At 67.5% G+C, this 22,958-nt stretch carries 17 protein-coding genes; 13 read left to right on the forward strand and 4 right to left on the reverse strand.

Going from position 1 to position 22,958, the window contains the following annotated elements:
- Nucleotides 1-13 precede the first annotated feature (13 nt).
- From QK444_RS00795 to QK444_RS00835, 9 genes are all read left to right on the forward strand, one after another.
- Nucleotides 14-1,051, forward strand: coding sequence for a PPE domain-containing protein (locus QK444_RS00795; protein WP_282776048.1), 1,038 nt, complete (start codon nt 14-16; stop codon nt 1,049-1,051).
- Complete coding sequence (locus QK444_RS00800) at nt 1,048-1,836, forward strand: ESX secretion-associated protein EspG (protein WP_282776049.1); 789 nt, start codon at nt 1,048-1,050, stop codon at nt 1,834-1,836. Before QK444_RS00795 ends, QK444_RS00800 begins: the two co-directional genes overlap by 4 nt.
- Before the next feature lie 98 nt (nt 1,837-1,934).
- Nucleotides 1,935-2,246, forward strand: coding sequence for a WXG100 family type VII secretion target (locus tag QK444_RS00805; RefSeq protein WP_282776050.1), 312 nt, complete (start codon nt 1,935-1,937; stop codon nt 2,244-2,246).
- 45 nt (nt 2,247-2,291) lie between these two features.
- On the forward strand, nt 2,292-2,612 hold the full coding sequence (locus QK444_RS00810; protein ID WP_282776052.1) for a hypothetical protein: 321 nt from the start codon (nt 2,292-2,294) through the stop codon (nt 2,610-2,612).
- Between the two features lie 127 nt (nt 2,613-2,739).
- Nucleotides 2,740-4,251 (forward strand): type VII secretion protein EccB, encoded by a 1,512-nt coding sequence (gene eccB / locus QK444_RS00815; RefSeq protein WP_282776053.1) that lies wholly within the window; start codon nt 2,740-2,742, stop codon nt 4,249-4,251.
- Between the two features lie 53 nt (nt 4,252-4,304).
- Nucleotides 4,305-5,516, forward strand: a complete 1,212-nt coding sequence (locus tag QK444_RS00820; RefSeq protein WP_282776054.1) for a hypothetical protein — start codon at nt 4,305-4,307, stop codon at nt 5,514-5,516.
- Nucleotides 5,517-5,565: 49 nt separating this feature from the next.
- Entirely contained in the window at nt 5,566-7,458 is a 1,893-nt protein-coding gene (locus tag QK444_RS00825; protein WP_282776056.1) for a serine/threonine-protein kinase, read from the forward strand.
- Nucleotides 7,455-9,362, forward strand: coding sequence for a serine/threonine-protein kinase (locus tag QK444_RS00830; RefSeq protein ID WP_282776057.1), 1,908 nt, complete (start codon nt 7,455-7,457; stop codon nt 9,360-9,362). Before QK444_RS00825 ends, QK444_RS00830 begins: the two co-directional genes overlap by 4 nt.
- Nucleotides 9,363-9,409: 47 nt before the next feature.
- Nucleotides 9,410-9,820 (forward strand): DUF3592 domain-containing protein, encoded by a 411-nt coding sequence (locus QK444_RS00835; RefSeq protein WP_282776058.1) that lies wholly within the window; start codon nt 9,410-9,412, stop codon nt 9,818-9,820.
- A gap of 39 nt (nt 9,821-9,859) precedes the next feature.
- Here the strand turns inward: QK444_RS00835 and eccE are convergent, their stop codons facing one another.
- Together eccE and eccA are read right to left on the reverse strand one after the other, a co-directional pair.
- Nucleotides 9,860-11,560: a type VII secretion protein EccE gene (gene eccE / locus QK444_RS00840; RefSeq protein ID WP_282776059.1), complete on the reverse strand. Its 1,701-nt coding sequence runs from the start codon at nt 11,558-11,560 to the stop codon at nt 9,860-9,862.
- 379 nt (nt 11,561-11,939) lie between these two features.
- On the reverse strand, nt 11,940-13,775 hold the full coding sequence (gene eccA / locus QK444_RS00845; protein ID WP_282776060.1) for a type VII secretion AAA-ATPase EccA: 1,836 nt from the start codon (nt 13,773-13,775) through the stop codon (nt 11,940-11,942).
- Nucleotides 13,776-13,928: 153 nt separating this feature from the next.
- Between eccA and eccD the strand changes: the two genes are divergently transcribed.
- Genes eccD through eccCa form a run of 3 tightly spaced genes read left to right on the forward strand, consistent with a single transcriptional unit; the run spans nt 13,929 to nt 20,859 of the window.
- Nucleotides 13,929-15,401 (forward strand): type VII secretion integral membrane protein EccD, encoded by a 1,473-nt coding sequence (gene eccD, locus QK444_RS00850; protein ID WP_282776062.1) that lies wholly within the window; start codon nt 13,929-13,931, stop codon nt 15,399-15,401.
- Entirely contained in the window at nt 15,398-16,816 is a 1,419-nt protein-coding gene (mycP, locus tag QK444_RS00855; RefSeq protein WP_282776064.1) for a type VII secretion-associated serine protease mycosin, read from the forward strand. Before eccD ends, mycP begins: the two co-directional genes overlap by 4 nt.
- 17 nt (nt 16,817-16,833) lie before the next feature.
- Nucleotides 16,834-20,859 carry a type VII secretion protein EccCa gene (gene eccCa, locus QK444_RS00860; RefSeq protein WP_282776065.1) on the forward strand — a complete coding sequence of 1,342 codons (4,026 nt, stop codon included), beginning with the start codon at nt 16,834-16,836 and terminating at the stop codon, nt 20,857-20,859.
- 20 nt (nt 20,860-20,879) lie between these two features.
- Here eccCa and QK444_RS00865 read toward each other — a convergent pair whose 3' ends face one another.
- Together QK444_RS00865 and QK444_RS00870 are read right to left on the reverse strand one after the other, a co-directional pair.
- Entirely contained in the window at nt 20,880-21,491 is a 612-nt protein-coding gene (locus QK444_RS00865; protein WP_282776067.1) for a GNAT family N-acetyltransferase, read from the reverse strand.
- On the reverse strand, nt 21,488-22,327 hold the full coding sequence (locus tag QK444_RS00870) for a GntR family transcriptional regulator (RefSeq protein WP_051036894.1): 840 nt from the start codon (nt 22,325-22,327) through the stop codon (nt 21,488-21,490). Before QK444_RS00870 ends, QK444_RS00865 begins: the two co-directional genes overlap by 4 nt.
- A gap of 174 nt (nt 22,328-22,501) precedes the next feature.
- On the opposite strand from QK444_RS00870, the gene QK444_RS00875 reads away from it, so the two are divergent.
- Nucleotides 22,502-22,958: DUF4254 domain-containing protein (locus QK444_RS00875; RefSeq protein WP_282776070.1), on the forward strand; the 457-nt coding region annotated here is incomplete at its 3' end.

Below are 22,958 nucleotides of genomic sequence, written 5' to 3' on the forward strand. Positions count from 1 at the left end.
GGAACCGCCGCCGATGCTGGAACCACAGAACCCCGGCTTCACCGGGACGGTTTGGGAAGCCAGGCCGCCGGAGCAGCTGGCCCGAGACCTGGTGACGGGTGCGGGCGCGGTGCCCGCGGCCGAGGCCGGGCTCGCGTGGGCGCGGTTGGGCGCGAGCTTCGCGGCGGCGGCGGTCGAGTACGACCGGATCCTCACCACACTCGGCACGGCCTGGGAATCCAGCAACAGCGGACCGGCCATCGAGCGATTCCGCCTGCTGCGGGACTGGCTGACATCCTCGGCCGCGGCGGCCGCAGGCAATGCCACGCAGGCCGAATCACATGCTGTCGCTTACGAGATCGCGCGCCTGGCCATGCCCGACGCGCAGGAGACGGAAGCGCTGCGCGACCTACAGAAGCTGATGGAACAGGTCGGTACCGCGCTCGGAGCGCCGATGCTCGCCAAGATCTCACAGGTTGAAGGCGACGCCGACGCGGCGAAAGCCGTTGCGGCGCGGGTCATGCGCACCTACGAGGCGGCCACCGAGACGCTGGCGACCCCGTGGGAGCACGAAGCGCCGCCGGTCGTGGTACCGGAAGTGGCCGCGGGCGGTACGGAATCCGGAGCGACGGAGGCTGGACAGTCGATGCCGCAGTCGCCGGGTGCAGTCCCGGGCTACCCCATCGCGCCGATCAGCATCGCGCCCGTGAAGACCGATTACCGTGGTCGCGCCACCACCCCGGTCACGGTTACGCAGACCGAACGGACGCAGGTGCAGCCGGTCTCGACGATCCAGCACAGCACGGCCATGCCGCTGGCTCCCGCCGCCATGGCGGCCGGCGCCGGGCAGTCCGAGGAGGAGCACACCACGCGTTCGGATCTGGCGGGCATGCCGGCCGGCGACACCGACCTCGGTCTGAACGCCGGGGTGCAGGTCGCCCCGGCGGTGCTCGGCGGCCTGGATCCGAATGCGCAGCGGGCGGTTCCGGATATCGCGTTCAACGCGGGCAGCTCGGGCGCGGAGAGCGCCAAGCCCACCGAGTCGGGCAGAAGTGAGGAGGCGTCGTCATGACGACTCTCACCAATGACGGTGTGCTCGCACTCGCCGCTCACCTCAATGTGCAGACCCTGCCGCTCGTGCTTTCCGTTGGGCCGCAACAGGAATCACATCGCGAATGGGCGCTCGCGCAAGAGCGGGCTCGGGCCGAACTGATCTCCGGTCGGGTGATCGACGGTCGCGGCGATGTCGAATCCGACACGGCCGAGGCCATGTTCGTACTCGCCCAGCCCGAACGGGAGCTGGCCATGCGCGTCTTCTCCGACGAGGGGCAGACGCGAGTGTGCGTGGCGCGGCGTGGTGCGAGCCAGGCCATGGCCGTGCGCCGCGGGGACAGCCTCGAACTCCGAACGCTGTGGTCCGACGGCTCCGCCGAATCACTGGCGCGCCCGATCATCGACGCGCTCGGCGAATGCCCGCCCGCGGACGTGGTCAACCTCAGCGCGCCCTCCACCGAACTACTTGAACGCTTCGATGCCGCAACGACATCGGAGGATTACGCGGGTGCTGTTTACAGCTACGGCCTGGAGGAGACCGAAGCCACGGCTTATGGTCTCGCACTCGCATCCTGCATGGCTTACGCCGAGGTGGTGGCCTATGCCCACGCCGACGGCGTGACAGACCGATCGCCGGGAGCGGCCGTGGTGTACGACACCGCGCGTGGCCGCATCGTGTCCGCCCCCGGGGTCGCCCCGGACCAGCAGATCTGGTCCACGCTGACACCAGGCACCGATCACCGGATCGCGCAAGCGATTTCGGGTCTGTTCGACTGGCTGCCTGGGGGGAGGTGGCTGTCGTAATCCAGATGTGAACAGACAGTTGACCCATGCAGAGATGGGTGATGTGGTGCCACATCACCTGGCGTTCCTCGGAATACACAGAGATTGAGGTACATACGATGGTTGCAACAGATGCGGTAGCAGTCCAGAACGCGAAGGACGAGGTTGCTACGGTTGTCGACCGGATCCAGACGATTCTCGCCGCCGTGCAGGACCTGGTGCAGGAAGGTCGGTCCGGTTTCAAGGGCGCAGCAGCAATGGAATACGAGAAGGCCGCGGACAGGTGGGATCAGGAGGGCCTTCGTCTGAAGGGCGTGCTGATGCGGCTCGAGGCGCAGGTTGGTGAAGGCCAGACCCAGTACAACAACATGGAGCTGGAAAACGAAGAAGGTTTTGCAGCGGTTACCGGCGGTCTGACGAATTTGGCGTGAGAACCGAGTTCTCCGCAACCACATAAGTAAGCAGAAGGAGCGAAAGTGTCGGATATCACCGTATACGACAAAGCGACTATCACCAACATGTACAACGAGCTGCACCGGCTTTACGGTCAGCTGTCGCAGGCTGGTGTCGACGACATGCAGGCCGCGTCCGAGAAGCTTCGGATGGCATGGTCGGACGACAAGGGCAACATCAATGCGGCGTACACCTCCGGTTATGAGCCGGTGAAGAACGCGTGGGACGCCGAGTTCGCCGACACCCTGAGTGTCCTGAACAACATCGCTGTCGCGCTCGAGACCGCGATGGGCAATGCCTTCGGTGCCGACGCCAGGATCGCGGACGGCTTCGGCGCGATCTGAATCGAGTTGAGCGCTCACACATGGCACCCCTCTTCGGAGGGGTGCCATGTCGCTGTGTCCCGACGCGGGCCTACTATCGTTGCCCCGAGGACCTGGCCGCCCTGCTCGTTGGCCTGATGGAGGATTCGTGCCAGCACAGTTGACCACCCGTGCCCAAGTCAACGGGTACCGTTTTCTTCTTCGTCGGCTCGATCATGCCCTGATCCGTCGCGACGTGCGGATGTTGCATGATCCGATGCGGGCGCAGTTCCGTTCCCTGGTGGTCGGTGCGGTGCTGGCATTGTTGGTTGTCGCCGGTGCGGTGATCATGTCGTTCATTCGGCCGCAGGGGTCGATCGGGGACGCGAATATCGTGATGGGCAAGGAAAGTGGCGCGTTGTATGTCGTCGTGCCGGATGAGAACGACGAGAATGCCAAGACTTTGCATCCGGTGCTGAATCTGGCCTCGGCGCGACTGATTATGGGAAGCAACGAGTCTCCCACGTCGGTCAAGGACAACAAGCTCAATTCGCTGCCACGTGGGCCGCTGCTCGGGATACCCGGCGCGCCCGCGGCGCTGCCTGGTTCCGGTCAAGGTGACCGGTCGCAGTGGACGCTGTGCGATACGGTTCAGCTGTCCGCGTCCGGTGGGGCTGCCGCCTCGCAGGGTGCGACGACCACCGCGATCGCCGGGAAGTTGGAGCTCAGCGACCGGATGAACAATGTCGCCGACAATGATGCGCTGCTGGTGCGTGCGGGCGACAAGACGTACCTGATCTACGACGGCAAACGCGCCGAAATCGATACGGCGAATGCGGTTATGCAGCGATCGCTGCGGTTGGCCGATCAACAGCCGCGGCCGATTACCGCGGGCCTGCTCGGTGCGGCGACCGAGGTTCCGTCCTTGACGCCGCCGGTGATCGAGCGCGGCGGTGAGCCCGGCCCCGGACGGCTCGCCGATATTCCGATCGGTGGCGTCATCCGAGTGACCGGACTCAGCGATGCCGACGCATCCGACCTGTACGTCGTGCTCCAGGACGGTGTGCAGCGCGTTTCCGAATTCACCGCCCAGGTGATCCGGAATACCGATTCTCGCGGTATGAGCGATATCCCGTCGATACCGCCGGACCTGCTCAGCGGAATCAATACGGTGCACACGCTCCCGGTCGACGACTTCCCCGAGGACACTCCGACCGTGATCGCGGCCGAGGACCATCCGGTGGCCTGCATCACGTGGTCGAAGTCGGGCGGCGCCGGGCTGCTGCAAGCCGATGCGACCGAAGGCCCTGCCGACCGCGCGACTGTCACGCTGCTCTCGGGGACGCGGCTGCCGCTCTCGGATTCCGCGAAGCCCGTGACTCTGGCGACGTCCGATGGCACCGGCGATCGCATCGACAGTGTCTATATCCCGCCGACCACAGGGGAATTCGTGCGGGTCACCGGAGTCGAGCCGGGCAGCCAGCGGCGGGACAGCCTGTTCTACGTCGCGGACAACGGGATCCGCTACGGTGTGCCCGATCTCGATACCGCGTCCGTACTCGGCCTCGGCAATACTCCGAATCTCGCACCGTGGGCCATCATCGGCCAACTCGTGCCCGGACCCACCCTGAGCAAACAGGACGCCCTGGTCAGTCACGATTCCGTGTCGGCAAGCGGCTGACCGCGCAATTCGAAAGTACGTCTGGACAGCGTCCGCGAAGGTAGCGGATCGAAATGGGGGGGATCGTGCGATTCCGGATTCACCGTGCGGCGGCGACCGGTGTCATCGCCGCATTGTCCGGCGTTGTCGCCGGATGCGGGGGCACCGCGGATGCGCCGCCGGGAACGATTTCGACGACCGATTTCGGAACGTACTCCGCGCAACCTCCCGAAGGCGATTTCGACGTCCGCCCGGACCGGGCGCGCGGAATGCTCGTGGAGTCACTGCGATTGGGCGAGCACATCGTGTTCGGCAGTGAGATCGCGCCTGAAGTCGCGGTGCAGCGCTACGCCGCGGTGACCCTCGGAGAGCGTGGGGCGTGGTCGGGAATCCAGATGCACCAGGTGGTAGCGGCCCAGCCGTTCAATCCGTACGCGGGCTTCACCGCGGAGGCGGCGGACTCGCCCTATCTCGGTGAGCATTCGAAGCAGCCGCTGGTGAGCGTCACCCTCATGGCGTTTCCGGACGAACAGTCGGCCGGCGCGGCCGCAGGAGCCATGGCCGCCGCCGATTTCGGACTGAACGCCTCCAATACCCCGGTGTCCCTGCCTGACTACCCCGCGGCACTGACGCACTGGATTCCCTCATACGCCAATGTCGGCAGTTGGATGGCGGTCGGATCGGTTGTCGTCCATGTCATCGCCCAGCTTCAGGAACCTCGACTCGACCAACTCACCGCTCTGTTGACCAAGACCTATCGCGAACAGGCACGGCGGTTGGAAGGGTACGCGGCCGGAGCACCCGACGGGCTCGAGGCCCTGCCGATGGATCACGACGGACTGCTGACCCGACTGGTCGGCACCGGTGACAATCTCCCGGACGCGCGCGATTTCGCGGTTTACGGTCTGCGCACTTATGCCGTGCTTTCCAGTCAGGATCCCGCCGACCTGGTGCGCGAGTTCGAGCAACGGGGGGTTACGTCGATCGCGGTGTCGGACAACAAGTATCTGTACGCCCTGACAGATCCCGGGGCCGCCGTGAACTTCGCGGGCTACCTGTCGGAGACGCCGACCGTTTCGGAATACGTACGGATGGACGGCGTTTCGGGTACGGACGAGATCAACTGTTTCCAGGCCAGCGTGCCGAATCCGACGGAGGCGCAGGCGCGCCGCTTTCGCTGCGTCATCCCGCATCGAAATGTCGTAGCCGAGGTTTTCAGCGATCGGGAGTCCGATGTCCGGCAGTTGGCAGCCGCCCAATACGCCCTGCTGAAAGACGGCGAATGAGGGCCATCACAAGACGGCCTCGATACCGCGGGGGCACGGAGGTAGACGTATGAAGGGGCTGGGTTCCAACGACCCGCGCCAGCTCGGGCGAAATCGAATCGTGGCCGTGATCGGCCAGGGCGGCATGGGCCGGGTGCTCCTCGGCCAGTCCGTGTCCGGGCGGCTGGTGGCGGTCAAGCAAGTGCACCGTCACCTCTCGAAGAACGCCGAGTTCCGGGAACGGTTTCGTCGGGAGGTGGCGGCGAGCCGGCGGGTGACCGGTGCGTACACCGCCGCTGTGGTGGACAGTGACACCGAATCGGCTACCCCGTGGCTGGCGACCGAATACATCCCCGGTCCGTCCCTGAAGACGGTGATCGAAGCAACCGGCCCGATGTCCCTGGGCGGATTGCGTTTGCTGGCAGCGGGTTTGGCCTCGGCGTTGATCGAGATACACCGGGCGGGGCTGGTGCACCGAGACCTCAAACCCGCGAATGTGCTCTTGGCCGCGGACGGGCCACGCGTGATCGACTTCGGTATCGCCCGAGCGATGGAGGGCGACGCGGAGCTCACCGCGACCGGGTCCGTCATCGGCTCGCCCGCGTACATGTCACCGGAACAGGCACAGGGGCAGCCGTTGACACCCGCCGCCGACGTCTTCTCGGTGGGAGCCATTCTGGTCATGGCCGCCACCGGCGCGGGACCCTTCGCCGGTACCGCGACCCCTCAGGTTCTCTACAACGTCATACACACCCCGCCCGAGACATCTCGGGTGCCCGAGCCGCTGCGCGCCATCGTGGAGCGCTGTCTGTCGAAGGATCCCGGGCAGCGTCCGACACCGGAACAGTTGTTGGAAGCCGCCGGTTCGATCGCGGCCGAGCCCGTGTGGTCCGGGGCGGTCCAGGACGCCATCTCGGAGCACCGTTCCGACTCGGACTGGTGGGTCGAGACCACCGCCAAACATGCTAGATACGAATCCCAGCTGGCCGGTTTGAAGGAGCGGCGGCGGCGCACCGTTCGCTTCGCCGGTGCGGCGCTCGGTGCGCTGCTGCTGTTCATCGCCACCGCCTATGCCGGACATCGGTGGGCCGAGCAGCCGGGGCACGCGGCGCCCGCCAGCGATCTCGCGGTGACGCTCACCGGCGAGCAGTGGCGAAGCATCGACCCCTGCGCGCTGCTGGAGGGCTCGCTGCGGGATGAATTCGGAGCCCGTACGGGTGATCCCTCGACCAACTCCGCAGGCCAATGCCGCGCCGAGTTCACCGACTCCGTCGGAACCGAACGAACCTTCGACGTGTCGATCGGCGTCGGCATCGCGACGAGCCGAAATCGAATGCGGCCCACCGGAGCAGTGGCCGGCTGGATGCCGATCTACGGTCTGCTCGACCAGGGCGCATCGTGTGACCGGTGGGTCATGTCGCAGGGACGGCCGAGTGTCGCGGTCAGATTCACCGCGCGGGAGTCCGGCAGCGGGACCGACGGATGTCCGGCGGCCGAACGCGGAATACAAGCAGTGGTGACCCGGCTGGCGGTCAATCCGCCACGACTTGCCCTGCCCGCGGGGACTATTCGGACACTCGATCCCTGCGATCTGGTCGATCGGCCCAAGGTCACGGAGCTGACCGGGAACTCCGTTCGGCAGCGCAGCGCTCCGACCAATTGCTACTGGTCCGGCGACGACTACTACGTGTCGCTCGAGCTGACCGAGGGCGCCCGGCCCGATCGTTCCAGCGGCAGCCGCAGCACCGAACCGAGGCAGATCGACGGTGAAACGGTCTATGTCGATGACATTCAGGCAGCGCACGGTACCGCGAAATGTGAGCTGACCTATCTGGCTCGACCCACTCGCGACGATAGGGCCGAGATAGTGAAAATCACCATCGGCAGCTGGCATTCGGCTCCCGATACCTGCGATCGGGCTGCGCGCCTGTTCTCCACGGTGCTTCCCCGGCTGACGACATGAAGATCCAGCCGCTCCAGGCCGATGACCCTCAGCATGTCGGTCGGTATCGGATCCTCGGCGAACTCGGCGCCGGTGGTATGGGCCGGGTGCTGCTCGGCGTCGGAGCCGACGGACGGCTGGTCGCGATCAAGCAGGTACATCCGCATCTGCTCGACGAGGCGGAGTACCGCGCCCGTTTCCGCCGAGAGGTCGCCGCCACCACCAGGGTGTCGGGTGCCTTCACCGCGCCGGTGATCGACTTCGACATCGATTCGGGCATACCGTGGCTGGCCTCGGTATTCGTCATCGGAATGCCCCTGGACAAGGCCGTATCCCAGTACGGGCCGCTGCCCCCGCAGGCGGTACGCAGGCTGACCGTCGGATTGGCGGCGGCATTGCATGCCATCCACCAGGCTGGTCTCGTTCATCGGGATCTCAAGCCCGCGAACGTATTGCTCGCCGACGACGGTCCCCGCGTCATCGATTTCGGCATCGCGTCCATGAGCGAGAATCCGGGTGGACTCACCGAGACCGGTTCGGTGCTCGGTTCTCCCGCGTACATGTCACCGGAACAGACACTGGCACAACGTCTTACACCCGCCAGTGACGTGTTCTCGCTTGGTTCGGTGCTGATGGCGGCGGCGACCGGATCCAGTCCCTTCGAGGCCGCTTCCTTGGCGTACACGCTGTTCAACATCGCCCACACCCAACCCAACCTGGAGGCGCTGCCGTCGGAACTTCGCGATCTCATCGAACCTTGTCTGCGCAAGGACCCGGCCGCACGTCCGACACCGGCACAGATCCTGGACTACCTGGGCCAGCCGGTACAGCACGGGCTGCCGTGGCCGGCACCGGTCCACCACGAAATCGAGCGGCAGCGTACGGAATTGGCCGCCTTGGCGGCCGACCCCGATGCCACCTCCGTATTGCCTGGCGTCCGCCGGGTGCGCGACCGCCGCGAGCAGCCATACCCGACGCGTAGGCGGAGGGGACGCGTCGGGGCGGCAATCGCCGTCGCGGTGGTGCTGGCCGTCGCGATGGGGGTAACCGCCACCGTGGCATGGGTGCGGGCGAGTGACGCCGCACCACGGCTGGCGGCCAGAGAGTTGACGTTGCCCCAGGTACGCGAGGCGGATACCTGCTCGTGGTTGAAAGAGGCGTTGGGAGCGTCGGTTCCAGCCGGTCTCGCCCAGAACGTGCCCGCTGAGGTTTCCGCCTGGCAACTGGTCCCCTTCTCCCAATGGGGCTGTCATTCGGCGGTTCGTCTGGGCGACCGCCAGCTGATCTTCAATGCAGGGGACGTAGTGCACCGCTCGGAGAGGACTGACGTCGAGGTCCCCGCGGGTTCCTTCGCGGCAGGCCAGCCGATCGTGGGCGATTCCGACGGGTACGGCTGCGAACGCTCGGCCAGAGTCTCCGACGGCACGACATGGGGTTTGACCGTGAGTGGCGGCACCGAATCCTGCGACCTGCTCGAGCACATCCTGCTGCGGGTACTGGCGGTCGAGGAGGTTCCACGTCTGGCAAGCATCGCGGGTTCGCTGGCATCGGTCGATCCGTGCGGCCTCGCCGACCCAGCCTCCCTGCTCCCGCTCATCGGTCCGGTCCCCGATACCCCGTCCGTGGCCTCGGCACGTTCCTGCGAATGGCAAGGCTCGGAATCCGTCGTGATCACGACCAGCCGCAGCGCTGACCTGGATGACGCCCCGGTGATCGAGCTCGGGGACGGGCGGCAGCTGCTCGCGCCGATCTCGACCGTGGATGCGATATGCGACCGCACGTACGTATTCCGACAGGATGGCGCGGACTCCGAGGTCGTGAACGTAAGGGTGCACGGTGGTGCGGGCATGAACGAACAGATCTGCGCCACAGCGGAATCCGTGGCTCGAACGGCTATCGACAGACTGCCGCGGCAACCTGGATGATGCCGGAAGCTGCCCCGCGCGGGGTGGCGGGCCACAGAAGGGACCGGATGAGCAAGGATTGGTTGCTCGCCCTCATCCCGCTCGGACTGGGATCGGTGTTCTTCGCCGTCGGCGTCAACTTCGTGCTGCGCACCCGCGCGTTGCGCCGGAACGGGGCCAAGGCGTATGGGGAAGTGGTGCGGTTGGCGACGAGTTCGGCGAACAATGGCACGCTCTACCATCCGGTGGTTCGGTGGGTGGCGGCCGATGGGCGGGTTGTGGAGCGTGCGGCGTCGATCGGCAAGACGTGGATCGTCAATTTCCGGCCCGGTCGGCAGGTGCTGGTGCACTATGATCCGGCCGATCCCGACCGGATGGCCATCGAGGGCTACAGCAGCGGTTCGGAGTGGCTGTTCTGCCTGCTCGGCGCGCTGCTGATCATCGGGACCGCTGTGGTTTTCGTCGTATTCGGGCTCTGATCGGATTCGGGCTCTGATCGGACACGGTCGCGCGGGGGTCTAGCGCCGCACGGGCATCGCCCCGATCAGCTGCTGTTCCGTCGGCGTCGTCACCAGTTGTGCCGTGGTGCGGGTCGCCGGGGTGTGCACCGTGACCGTCTGCGGTTCGTTCGGGTGCTGGACGATGGTGACGTCCGCGTTCGGCTGGTAGTGCTCGGGGATGCGGTCGAGCACGGTGATCACCGAGGCCGAGCCCGGGGGAGTGCTGGCGGGGACACCGTCGAAGACGATGACGGTGGCCGCCGGGTGGGGGGCGTTGGGGCTCATGATCTGGTGGCGGGTGCTGTGGGTGACCGAGGACGCCAGGGAAAGGGCGTGGGGGGCGGCCACATTGGCGATCATGCCCTGCCAGGCGGCGGGGCGGGAGGTGTGCACCACCGCGCCCGCGCCGAGCGCGATGGCGCGGAGGATGGTCTGCTGGGCCAGGTGCAGGCTGGCGATGATGTCGATGCGGCGGGAGCCGGAACCGATCAGCGGGACGGCGACACCGCTGCCGGAGGCGTCGGCGCCGATGAGCTGGCCGCAGCCCGCGGTGGGGATGGCGATGCCGGACAGGGCCGTGACCGGACCGCGGTAGCCCTTCTCCCGGGCGTTCTGGGAATCGAAGGCCAGCGTGTCCACCAGCGCCCACAGTTGGCGGCGGGGGAGTTCGTGCAGGCCGTCCACCGGCGGGACCTCGGGCTCGTGGCGGGTGTCGTAGCGGACGCGGGCATCCACCTCGATGGTGGTGGCCTTGGTGCCGGGGCGGGCGGTGGGGTCGGTGACGGGGCGCAGGCGGACGGTCACCGTGGTGGCGAGGCTGCGGACCGCCCAGATCTTGGCGAGACCGTCGGAGGTGAACAGATCGCGGCCGATGCGGTAGGTGGTCAGGTGAATGCCATCGTGCGCAAGCGATTTCGGTGTCTCGGTGAACTCGTGCACCGGAATGCCGCGGGTGATCTCGCGGATGGCGGCGGTCATCTCGGAACTGGTGAGCACCGACGCGGTGATGCCGCGGGCGGCGAGGCGGTTGGCGACGCGGCGGGTGGCGGTGATGGCGGAGCGCAGCGCTCCCTCCGAACCCCCGCCGCGGTTCTGCACCGCCTTGGCATTGGCCAATGGGTTGAACCGCAGCATGATCCAGACGGTGCGATGCGCGATGGCGGGCAGCGGGCCGAGGATCTCGTCGTACATGCGGCCCAGATGCGCGACGCTCGCGGCGTAGCCGGAGAGCACGGCGTCGGTGCCGGCGGTGCGGGTGCCGGTGCTGACCACATCGGCGGAATCCAGCTCGACATCGTATTGCCGCAGGCAGTCGGCGATCTCGGTGAGCGGCAGCACCTGATCGGTGCTCAGCGAACCACGACGGAGCCGGGTGAGGGTGTCCGGCGGCGGGTCGATGCGGAGCATCGTGGTGACGAGCGTGCCGTCCCAGCGCATGCCGTAGCTGCCGCCCTCGGGCAGTGGCAGATCGGTGAGCGCCTCCTCGTCCTCGGCGGCGCGGCGGCGAGACTGCCGCCAGCGGTAGGCGACCCAGCTGCCCAGCCGCAGCCCCAACGGAGTGCCGCCGACCGGTGCCAGGCCGATGAGGGTGGGGACGGCGGTCGCGATGGCCGTACCCCACCACGGCGCGTCGAACGCGATGGCGATCAGGGATGCCGCCACGGCGAGCAGCGCCACGGGAATCACCAGCCGCAGCGGCAGATTCCGGAACAGCCACATCTCGTCCGAATGCAGCTGCGGGGGCTGAGGTTCCGGTGCGCGATGGTGGCGGCCCGATCCGGTGGACCGGGAGTCACGTTGCGGCGCGGGCGAATCCGGCCTCGGCGGCTGATCCGGCCGGCGCGGAGGACGGTCCTGCGCGTGTCGGGCCGGGTCGCGCTGCTCGTGCTGGGGCGCACCGAATTGCTCATGCTGGGGTGCTCCACGCCGCTCATGCCGGGGCGGTCCGCCCCCCGGGCGGGGGATGCGAGCGGTGCGCTCCATCGCATTCGCTTGGTCGTTCACCGAGCCGTTCACAGCCCACCCCCGAAATGCCTTGTGTACAGCCGAGTTCCGTCCCCGGCAGCGTCTGTCGTTGTGCCCACCCTGTCCCCGACGATCAGGCCGTGGCCGACGCCAGGCCGAGCGAGGTGAGAACGGTCGTGAGCGCCGCCTTCATATCGGGAGCTTCGATCCGCATCAGCACCGTTTCGTCGACCGCGCTCAGGTCGAGCGAATCGTCGTTGGCGAGCCGGAATTCCCGCTCCTCCTCCGCGGCCTCGATCAGGTTGCGGATGAACCGGCCGTTACCGGCCAGGTCCACGCCTCGACGCGGCTGGCCGCTCTGATCGGTGCTCTCCATCTCGTAGAGTCGCTGACAGGTCTGCACCAGCAGCTCCAGCGCGCCCTCCGACAGCTCCGAATCCCGCTTGCCCGCGATGACCTGACCGATCTGGCCCAGTTCCGGCGCGGTGTAGGACGGGAATTGCAGGCGCTTGGCGAAGCGAGAGGCCAGACCGTCGTTGGCGGCCAGGAAGCGATCGATCTCGCCGTCGTATCCGGCGATGATCACCACCAGGCGGTCGCGGTCGTTCTCCATGCGCGCCAGCAGCGTGTCCACGGCTTCGCGGCCGAAGGCGTCGCCGCCGGAGAGGCCGGTCTGGATCAGCGTGTACGCCTCGTCGATGAAGAGCACGCCGTCCAAAGCGCTGTCGATGAGCGCCTCGGACTTGATGGCCGTGGAGCCGAGATGCTGGCCCACGAAATCGGACCGCTTGGCCTCCACCACCTTGTCGGTCTTGAGAATGCCGAGTCCGCAATAGATCTTGGCGACCACCCGGGCGATCGTGGTCTTACCGGTACCGGGCGGGCCCGTGAAGGCCAGGTGCTGGCCGCGCGCCGAACTCGACAGCCCCTTCTCGGCACGGATCTTGGCCAGCTGCGCACTCGACTGCAACTTAGCCACCTGTGTCTTCACCGCGGCCAGGCCGATCTGCTTGTCGAGCTCCGCCCGCGCCTCGTCGAGGATCTTCTTGGCGCGGTCGGCGAACTCGGCCTTTTCCTTCTCCTCCAGCGAGGGCGCGGAGGCGGGATCCCACTTGTCGGTGCGCGCCTCGATGACCTCCTTGTTGGTCACCGTGATGCGGTAGGTCCGGTCGCGCATGGCGGCGGTGTTGGCATCGAAGTCCGGGGCCTGCGAGTACACCTTCTCGAACAGCGACTGCGCCTCGTCGGCCTTGCCCATCTCGCGCAGGCACAGGCCGCGGCAGAACATGGCGGCGGTGCGGGCGGCCGGAATCGGCCCCGCCTCCGCCTTCTCCATGCGCTGCACGGCCTCGCCGAACAGGCCCAGCTGCGCGCACGCGGTGCCCACCATCACATGGGCGCCCGCGGCGATATAGGGGTCCTCCCACTCCGCCGAACCGGCCAGAATGGTCATCACATCCGGCCAGCGCTGGGTGTTGTAGTGCAGCACCGCCCGCACATAGGCGGCAATCCGGTTGTCGAGTTCGCGGTCCGGGTCCGACGTGCGTTCGCGCCGGTGCTTCTCCAGGTCGTCGAGAATGCGTTCGGCCTCGTCGTACTGCTTTTCCGAGATCAGCTGCGCCGCGTACGCGAGCCAGATCTCGGTGAAGCTCGCGAGCGGGTAGTCGATATAGAGGCCGGGGAGAAAACGTCCGGCGAACACCCGCGCCGGCAGACCGAGACGGCGCTGCTCGCGGTACAGGGTGGTGGTGCTGGTCTTGTGGAGGTTGTACAGAACGTCCTTGGTGACCTCGCCCGCGGCGGCCCGTCCCAGCCACGCGTCACACATGGTCGGATCCCACTCGGTGGCGCGCTGGAAGGCCAGTTTCGCGTACTCGAGATCGCGGGTCGACTCCTGTCCGTCGATGCTCAATCCCAGTGACAGCACCCCGGCGTCGAATGCGCGTTGTGCCTGGCGAGTGTCGATCATATTGGTCGAACCCCGAATTCGTTGAGCCTGGTTTAACTTTCGTTCACAATCCCCACCAACCCAGTGCCGTCGCACTGCTGCGGACTGTCGGATACATTATGGTTAACCGCCCTGAATGGGCAACTGAGGGAGAAGCTAGGAGCAGTTCAGGAAGTGACCGCACAGTCGACCAGCGGCGTCCGCGCCACTGAGCCCGAATTGTGCCGAGTGTCCGTCATCGGGGGGAACACCCAGCTCGACGTCGGTCTGCCGGCCAACGTACCCATCGCTGCCTTCATGGGCGATCTGGTGCAGCTCATCCAATCACGCAATCCGGATCCGGTCGAGAAGGAGGACTCGAACCCGGGACAGGTGGAGAACTGGACGCTGGCCAAACTCGGCCGCGACATGATCCCGCCCAACCAGACGCTCAATGACGCCGAGATCCACGACGGTGAATTGCTGGTGCTGCGTTCCGTCGCGGCGAAGGAGTCGCCGGCGCTGTTCGATGATGTCATCGACGCGGTGTCCCGACTCACCGCCGACGATTTCCGCGGCTGGTCGGCGGCCTCCGCGCGCTGGACCGGCCTGGTGGTCGGCGTGCTCGCCACCGTGCTCGCACTACTGCTCGGCGCGGTCGCGCGTGGCCACGGCGACACCTTCGTCGCACCCGCCATGCTGCTCGGCGCTGCCATCGCCGCGCTGGTGGCCGCCGTCATCGCCGCCCGCAAGTACGGTGACGAGCTCACCGCGACCGTACTCATGCTCTGCATGCTGCTACTCGTCTTCGGGGGAGCGGGACTGGCGGTGCCCGGAGCCATCGGCAGCCCGCACGCACTGCTGGGTGGTTCGGCCACCCTGCTGTTCGCTGTCGTGGGATACCGCCTCATCGGCGTCGGCGCGGCCATCGTCTCCGCCGTCGTCACGCTCGTCGTCTTCGCCGGGGTCGCCGCGGCCGTGCACATGATCTGGGATACCGACCTGCCGAAACTGGCCGCCGGAATCCTGATCTCGTCGATGATTCTGCTCTCCATGGTGCCGCGGTTGGCCGCCCTGCTGGCCCGGTTGCCGGTGCCGCCGGTGCCGACCGCCGGTGCGGCCATCGACCCCGCCGACCACGAACCCCGCCCGAATATCGAGGGCATCGGCGCGATCGGCGCCACGGTGCTGCCGTCCGCGCAGGGCCTGGGGCAGCGCGCCCGCGCGGCCAATCAGTTCCAGACCGGCATCGTGTTCGGCGCGACGCTGGGAGCCGGGTTCGGTGCGATCGGCGCGGCCGATGTATTCGGCCAGGCCCGCTGGCAGGGCATCACCCTGGCCGTCGTCATATCCGTCATTCTGTGCCTGCGCGGTCGCTCGTTCGCCGACCTCGCGCAGGCCACCATCCTGATCGCCGGTGGCTGCCTCACCTTCACCACACTGCTGGTGCTGCTGGCCATGGACGATCCGGACCGGCTGCTGCTCTCCGCCGCACTGCTGCTCGCCTTCGCGGTGGGCGCCATCGGCTTCGGCGTGATCGGTCCGCACATCGAGGTGACGCCGGTGACCCGGCGGCGCAACGAGCTGTTCGAGTACGCCCTGATCGTGTCGATAGTCCCGTTGGTGCTGTGGATCATGGACGTCTACTCGATGGCTCGGAACATATGAGTCGGTGGTCCGGGGCCTGGGCACGGACACTGTGCGCCGCATCGCTACTCGGTGCCGCGCTGCTGGGACCGTCCACTCCGGCCGCGGCCGCGCCGGTACGGACGGTCAATCCGCCGGAGATCGACCTCGGTCGGCTCGGGGAAGCGCAGGCGCTCAGCGGTAACCCGGCCCCCCTACAGGAGACCGAACAGCACGCCATCTGCGCGGAACCGACGCTGCGCGGCGAGGCCCCTCGCGACGAACCGCTCGCCCAGAAGGTGCTCGACCTCCCGGCGGCCTGGCAGTTCAGCCGGGGCGCGGGCCAGAAGGTGGCCGTCATCGATACCGGGGTGAACCCGCATCCGCGGCTGCCCGCCCTGCAAGCCGGCGGCGACTATGTCTCCGACAGCGACGGCACGGTCGACTGCGATGGGCACGGCACCCTGGTGGCCGGCATCATCGCCGCGCGGCCCAGCCCGGACGATGCCTTCGTCGGGGTCGCACCGGAGGCGGAGATCCTCACGATTCGCCAGCTCAGCCTCGCCTACCGGGCCAAGGACAGCCGCAGCAATCCGCAACCGGGCGCCATCGACTCGTCCGGATACGGCAATATGCTCACCCTCGCCGGAGCCGTGGTGCGCGCGGTGGACATGGGGGCGACGGTCATCAATATCTCCGAGGTCGCGTGCGTCCCGGCCGGATCCGACACCTCCGACGCGCCACTGGGGGCCGCGGTCCGATACGCCTACGACCGCAATGTGGTCGTGGTCGCCGCCGCCGGGAATCTCGGCTCCGGCTGTGAGAACCAGAACGAGGGCACCGGCTGGGGTCAGGTGCGGACCGTGGCCACCCCGGCCTGGTTCAGTCCGTACGTTTTGTCGGTGGGCTCGGTGGACCCCAATGGCGACCCCTCGGCGCTCACGCTGTACGGCCCCTGGGTCGGGGCCGCCGCCATCGGCCGCAATGTCGTCTCACTCGACAGCAAGCCGGGCGGCACCGGACTGGTGAACGCGGTGCAGGGGCAGAACGGCCTGCAACCCATCGACGGCACCAGCTTCGCGGCACCGTACGTGGCCGGATTGGCGGCGCTGGTGCGGGCGCGCTTCCCGGAACTCTCCGCGCAGCAGGTCATGGACCGCATCACCCGCACCGCGCACGGACCCGGACCGGGCCGCGACGACCGCATCGGCGCCGGACTCATCGACCCCCTGGCCGCGCTCACCGCGCAACTGCCCGCCGAGCCGGTGAGCGTCGGCGCCGATCAGCCCCGCGCGTTCCCCGAACCCGGCCGGCCCCAGGGCCCCGACTCGCTGCCGCGGCTCGTCGCCACCGTCGGATCCATCGTCTGCCTCGCCGCGCTGGCCATCGGACTCGCCATCTCGATTCCGTTCCGCCGTGCCCGCCGCGACGACGAGCTGCCCGACCTCGATTCGTAACGACCGGAGAAATACCCATGGCTACCGAAGGTTTCGTGCGCAGGCCCCGCATTGCGCCACCCCGCGCGCCGGGCGGAGAAATGGCGCTCACCGCGCCGCCGGAGATCCCGCGGGCCGTTCCGGCTCCGCTGCTGAGCAAGCTCATGCCCGTGGTGATGGTCGTCGCCGTGATCGGCATGCTCGCCATGTTCGCCATGATGGGGCGGTCCATCCTCACCAACCCCATGATGATGATGTTCCCCATGATGATGATCATGTCGATGGCCGGCATGATGATGGGGCAGCGCAGCGGCAACAAGAGCGCCGGCGAACTCAACGAGGAACGCAAGGACTACTTCCGGTATCTGGACCAGACCCGGCGCGAGGTGCGGCGCACGGCGGCCAAGCAGCTGGAGACGCTGGTGTGGAGCCACCCCGCACCGGACCACCTGCTCTCCATCATCGGCACGCGGCGGATGTGGGAACGCCGACCCAACGATCCCGATTTCGGCCATGTTCGCGTCGGCATCGGCACCCACCGCCTGGCCGCCAAGCTCGCCCGCCCGGAAACCGGTCCGCTGGAGGACCTCGAGCCGGTGTCGACCGTGGCGCTGCGCCGGTTCGTGCGCACCCACTCCGTGGTGCACCACCTGCCCACCGCGGTCTCCCTGCGGGCCTTCCCCGCCATCAATATCGAAGGGCCGGAAGAAGACAGCCGGGGGCTGGTGCGGGCCATGCTGATGGAGCTCTGCGCGTTCCACGGCCCCGACCACGTGGCGGTCGCCATCGTCTGCTCGGACCCGGATTCGGAGACCTGGGCGTGGGCGAAGTGGCTGCCGCACCTGCAGCACCGGACCGAACGCGACGGCATGGGCGCGGTGCGCATGATGTACGGATCGCTCGGCGAGCTGGAAACCGGGCTCGCCGACGATCTGCTCGAGCGCGGGCGCTTCATGCGCAATCCCCAGCCGACCCAGGGGCGACTGCATCTGGTGGTCGTCATCGACGACGGCTACGTCAACGGAACCGAGCGCCTCGTCAGCGAATCCGGCCTGGACTCGGTGACGGTCATCGACCTCACCGCACCCGAGAACGGCCTCGCCGTGCGCCGCGGTCTGCAATTGGTCGCCACCGGTGGCGACATCCTCGCCAAAAGCGCTGTGGGCGCGGAGAAGTTCGCCACCGCGGACCGGGTGTCGCTCGCCGAGGCGGAGTCCTTCGCCCGCGGCCTGGCCCGCTACCGGCTCGCCACCGCGGCGCAGATCGTCAGCCTCGGCGACAGTTCCAGCACCACCGCCGATCCGGGTCTCATGGCGCTGCTGAAGATTCCGGATGCCGCGCAGATCGATCCCGCCAAGGTGTGGCGGCCACGCGCCGGACGCGAACGGCTGCGGGTGCCGATCGGCATCACCCCCGACGGGGCGCCCGTCGAGATCGACATCAAGGAATCCGCCGAGAACGGCATGGGTCCCCACGGCCTGTGCATCGGCGCGACCGGTTCCGGCAAGTCCGAATTCCTGCGCACCCTGGTGCTTTCCCTGGTCGCCACGCATTCGCCGGATCAGCTCAACCTGGTGCTCGTCGACTTCAAGGGTGGCGCCACCTTCCTCGGCCTGGACCCGCTGCCGCATGTGGCGGCGGTGATCACCAACCTCGAGGACGAGATCGAGCTGGTCGACCGTATGCGGGACGCGCTGGCCGGTGAGATGAACCGGCGGCAGGAATTGCTGCGCGAGGCGGGCAATTTCGCCAATGTCAACGACTACGAGAAGGCCCGGGCCGCCGGTGTCGCCCTCGATCCGCTGCCCGCGCTGTTCATCGTGGTCGACGAGTTCTCCGAACTGCTCGCGCAGAAGCCGGATTTCGCCGATCTGTTCGTCATGATCGGCCGACTGGGCCGGTCGCTGCACGTCCATCTGCTGTTGGCCTCACAGCGGCTCGAAGAGAACAAACTGCGCGGACTGGACTCGCACCTGTCCTACCGGATCGGTCTGCGCACCTTCTCCGCCAATGAATCCCGTGCGGTGCTGGGTATCACCGACGCCTACCACCTGCCGTCCGTCCCCGGTGCGGGCTACCTGAAGAGCGACGCCTCCGACCCGCTGCGATTCAACGCGACCTATGTGTCCGGACCCTACGTCGCGCCCCGCGCCACCCGGCAGGCCGACGGGCGTGCCGTCATCGAGGCGCCGCCGCGGGTGTTCACCGCGTCCCCGGTCGAGGTGCTGGAGGCACCCGAACCGGAGAACCCGTTGGATCCGCTGGACCTGCTGCCGCCACCCCCGCCCGCGGGCGACGAGGGCGTGCCCGACAGTCTGCTCCAGGTCGTGGTGAAGCGGCTGACCGGTCACGGCCGGCCCGCCCACGAGGTGTGGCTGCCGCCGCTGGAGGAATCGCCCACCGTGGACATGCTGCTGCCGGATCCGGACTGGCGTTCGCCGGTCAACCGGCACGGCCAGCTGTGGATGCCGATCGGCATCATCGACAAGCCCTACGAGCAGCGTCGCGACGTATTGACCGTGAATCTGTCCGGCGCGCAGGGCCATGTGGCGGTGGTCGGCGGTCCGCAGTCCGGCAAGTCCACCACGCTGCGCACCATCATCATGGCCGCCGCTGCCACCCACACGCCCGAACAGGTGCAGTTCTACTGCCTCGACTTCGGCGGCGGCAGCATGGTCGGTCTCAACGGGTTGCCGCACGTCGGCTCGATCGCGCGGGCCATGGACGTGGACCGGGTTCGTCGCACGGTCGCCGAGATGACCACCCTGCTGCGACAGCGCGAGGAGAACTTCACCCAGCTCGGCATCGAATCCATGGCCGACTACCGACGGCGCAAGGATGCCGCGAAGGCGCAGGGCCGGACCGACGATCCGATTCTCGCCGACCGGTTCGGTGACGTCTTCCTCGTCATCGACAACTGGATGGTCATCCGCGACGATTTCGACAGTCTTGTCGGGCAGATCACCGCGCTGGCCCAGCAGGGCCTGTCCTACGGCATCCACCTCATCCTGGGTGCGAACGCGTGGCGTGAGATCCGCGCGAATATCAAGGACCAGATCGGAACTCGGATCGAGCTGCGACTCGGTGACCCCTCCGACTCGGAGCTGGGGCGGCGGGTGGCCGCCAATGTGCCGCAGAACCGGCCGGGCCGCGGCCTGACCCCCGACCAGCTGCACATGCTCATCGCGCTGCCGCGGTTGGACTCCGACACCAACGCGCAGACCCTCGCCGAGGGGGTATCGACCTCCCGGGAGCAGATGGCCCAGCTCTACGGCGAACTCCGGGCACCGGAGGTGCGGATGCTGCCGGAGCATCTGCCGCGCGAACAGGTGCTGCGACTGGCCCAGGCCCGGGGTGTCGAACAGAGCCCCACCCGGGTGGTCGTGGGTATCGACGAGGCCGAACTGCAGCCGTTGGCACTGGATTTCGGTTCCGATCCGCACTTCATGGCCTTCGCGGACGTGGAGTCCGGCAAGACGACCCTGCTGCGCACGCTGATTCGCGGCATCGCCGAGAATTCCACCGCCGAGACCGCGCGGATCATCCTCATCGATTACCGCCGCACCCTGCTCGGCACGCTGGAAGGTGATCAGCTGGCCGGGTATTCGACGTCCTCGCAGACCTGCGGACCCATGATCAAGGAGGTGGTGGGGTTCATGACCAAGCGGATCCCCGGCTCCGACATCACCCCGCAGCAGCTGCGGGACCGCAGTTGGTGGAGCGGCCCCGAGATCTACGTCGTCATCGACGATTACGACATGGTCTCCACGGGCGGCATGCAGGATCCGCTCGCTCCGCTGATCGAATTGCTGCCGCAGGCACGGGATATCGGCCTGCACATCGTCGTCACCCGCAATACCGGTGGCGTATCCCGCGCTCTCTACGGCGGTCTGCTCGGGGCCATGAAGAACATGTCGGTGCCCGCTCTGATCATGAGCGGCCCCCGGGACGAGGGAAAGATCATCGGCGATATCCGGCCCTCGAAGCTGCCTCCCGGGCGCGGCGTGCTGTGGACGCGCTCCGGACAACGCATGGTGCAGATCATCGACCTGCCGCCGGAGTGACCGGGCGGCGCCCCGGCTGGCTACCGAGCCGCCGGGGCATCCCGGTCCGGGGTCGCCGTGGTCAGCAGGGGGTACAGGCTGTCGGCCAGCGACCGCACCGGCCGGTGCGCCCAGCTCTCGGTGCGGCGTTCGAACAGCGCACCGGACGGGCCCGTCGCCTCCGGGCCCGCGAAACGGGCCAGGTGGAAGCCGGCCCGCCGGTAGTAGGCGTGCAGGTCGGCATTGGCGGACCAGGCATCCAGACGAACCCAGCCGCGATGTCGGTCCCGGGCGATCCGTGCCGCGTGGGCCAGCAGCGCTTCCCCGACCCGCTGTCCCGCGAAGCGCAGATCCACGATCATGTAGTGCACGATGACCGCGTCGGCCAATTCCCCTGGGCTCCAGAGTCCTTCGTCGGCGCGGTCGTTGACCGTGATGGTTCCCGCGCGTTCGCCGTCGACCTCCGCCATCCAGGTTTCGCCATTGCTGATCGCTTGCGCGACCGAACCGGCGAAGGTCTCGATGGGTAGGCCGCGACCCTCGCGGGTCCACTGATCACTGCCGCGGGCCGCCAGCCATACCGTTCGTTGGAGTCGGAGCCTACAGATGGTCCCGAGATCATCGAGGCGGGCTGGGCGGATGCGAAGCGTCATGGTGAGCCGGGTAGCAGGGAGTTGCCGAAGGAGTGGGAGTTGGCGGGTGCCGAGGGGACGCCGAGGACGCGGCGGATCATCTCGGTGCCACTGTCGTCGCCGAGTTCATAGGTGAGGCGATTGCGTGCCGCAGTGGAACGATGCCTGGTCACTCGGGTGACGCGGTCGTGATTGGCGCCGATGCGCAGATGGTCGAGCAGGAAGGTGCCGGGGCCGACGCCGAGTACGGCGGCCTCCTCGGAGGTCGCCGGGCGGGCGACGATGCTGTCGCGGTGCGCCGTCTCGGCGTGTCCGCGGTCGGCGAGTCTGCGCGTGGTGCCCTCCGGTATGTCGTAGGGACAGTCGATGCCGGTGGCCTCGGCCAGGTCTCTGGGATAGAAGCTCACCTCCCAGGACCACGGTTCGTTGTCCAGGTATTGCACGACTGTACGCGCCACCACCCACGAGTCCTTCGCGATCCCCAGCCAATGCGCCACCTCCGCGCTCGCCGGCTCCATACGGGCGGTGAACTGCTTGGATGGCTCACGCCCGGCGGCGCGCGCGATCTCCTCGAAGATGTCGTGCGCCGCCCGCGGGCGGTTCGGGCGGATGTGGTTGGTGACAACCGATTCCAGCACTTCCTGGCTGCGCACGATGGTGCCGCGGGAAGTAGCCGTGTAGACCAGGTTTTCGGCGACGAGGACCTGGATGGCGTTGCGGGCGGTCGTGATCGACACCTGCATCTGCTCGGCCAGCTCGTTGTGGCTCGGTAGTCGATCACCGGGCTTCCACTTGCCGCCTCGGATCTCCTCGCGGAGGAGGTCTGCGATCCGTTGATACCTCGGACCGTCCGCCATCTCGCTCCTCGGTTGTTGCTTCAAGGCATCGAAGTCTACTCCGCCCCACGAACCGCCGTGTGAGGCTTGACACACGCATTTCTCGGTTTATTGTAATGAACGTCCTGAATGCGTGTTGGTCAGCGATGAACGCGAGGCAACGTGGCAGTTTCGGAGACATCCAATACGGTCGTAGTGGCCCTTCCCGACGTTCCGGGTTATTCGGACGCCGAGTCGCAGCCCCTGACGGCGGGCCTATTGCCGCCCTCGGACCTACTCCTGCGTGCATGCCGCGGCCACCGCGTCATCGGCGGGTCACTGCTGTGGTTCGCCCATGACCTGGCCGTATTGCATGAGAAGCGCCTGGTCGGGCGGGGCGGCACCGGGCCGGATACGGACCCAACCTCCATCGTCGAGAACAAACGACGCCGAATCGAATTGGTCATGGCGATCGACGACTGGGTCGTGCGCAATCTGCCCCAACATCGGCTGGGTGCGACTCTACACACCGAAACGGTCGGTTCGGTCATCGACAGGCTGGCGGAAGCGTCGGTGCGAGCACATCACGCGTTGATGACGCTTGACGCCAATGACGAAATTCTGCATTCCGCTTGGCACCATTTGGCCGAATTGTCGGACGCATATGACGATT

It is taken from the genome of Nocardia sp. CC201C, assembly GCF_030010695.1.
GTDB lineage: Bacteria > Actinomycetota > Actinomycetes > Mycobacteriales > Mycobacteriaceae > Nocardia > Nocardia otitidiscaviarum.

Excerpts from the sequence above, each read along its gene's own strand:
- QK444_RS00805 (WP_282776050.1), top strand. The coding sequence starts at position 1,935 with ATGGTTGCAACAGATGCGGTAGCAGTCCAGAACGCGAAGGACGAGGTT.
- mycP (WP_282776064.1), top strand. The coding sequence starts at position 15,398 with ATGAGTCGGTGGTCCGGGGCCTGGGCACGGACACTGTGCGCCGCATCG.
- QK444_RS00835 (WP_282776058.1), top strand. The coding sequence starts at position 9,410 with ATGAGCAAGGATTGGTTGCTCGCCCTCATCCCGCTCGGACTGGGATCG.
- QK444_RS00830 (WP_282776057.1), top strand. The coding sequence starts at position 7,455 with ATGAAGATCCAGCCGCTCCAGGCCGATGACCCTCAGCATGTCGGTCGG.
- QK444_RS00865 (WP_282776067.1), bottom strand. The coding sequence starts at position 21,491 with ATGACGCTTCGCATCCGCCCAGCCCGCCTCGATGATCTCGGGACCATC.
- QK444_RS00870 (WP_051036894.1), bottom strand. The coding sequence starts at position 22,327 with ATGGCGGACGGTCCGAGGTATCAACGGATCGCAGACCTCCTCCGCGAG.
- QK444_RS00820 (WP_282776054.1), top strand. The coding sequence starts at position 4,305 with ATGGGGGGGATCGTGCGATTCCGGATTCACCGTGCGGCGGCGACCGGT.
- eccE (WP_282776059.1), bottom strand. The coding sequence starts at position 11,560 with ATGTGGCTGTTCCGGAATCTGCCGCTGCGGCTGGTGATTCCCGTGGCG.
- QK444_RS00800 (WP_282776049.1), top strand. The coding sequence starts at position 1,048 with ATGACGACTCTCACCAATGACGGTGTGCTCGCACTCGCCGCTCACCTC.
- QK444_RS00825 (WP_282776056.1), top strand. The coding sequence starts at position 5,566 with ATGAAGGGGCTGGGTTCCAACGACCCGCGCCAGCTCGGGCGAAATCGA.
- eccCa (WP_282776065.1), top strand. The coding sequence starts at position 16,834 with ATGGCTACCGAAGGTTTCGTGCGCAGGCCCCGCATTGCGCCACCCCGC.
- eccA (WP_282776060.1), bottom strand. The coding sequence starts at position 13,775 with ATGATCGACACTCGCCAGGCACAACGCGCATTCGACGCCGGGGTGCTG.
- QK444_RS00795 (WP_282776048.1), top strand. The coding sequence starts at position 14 with ATGCTGGAACCACAGAACCCCGGCTTCACCGGGACGGTTTGGGAAGCC.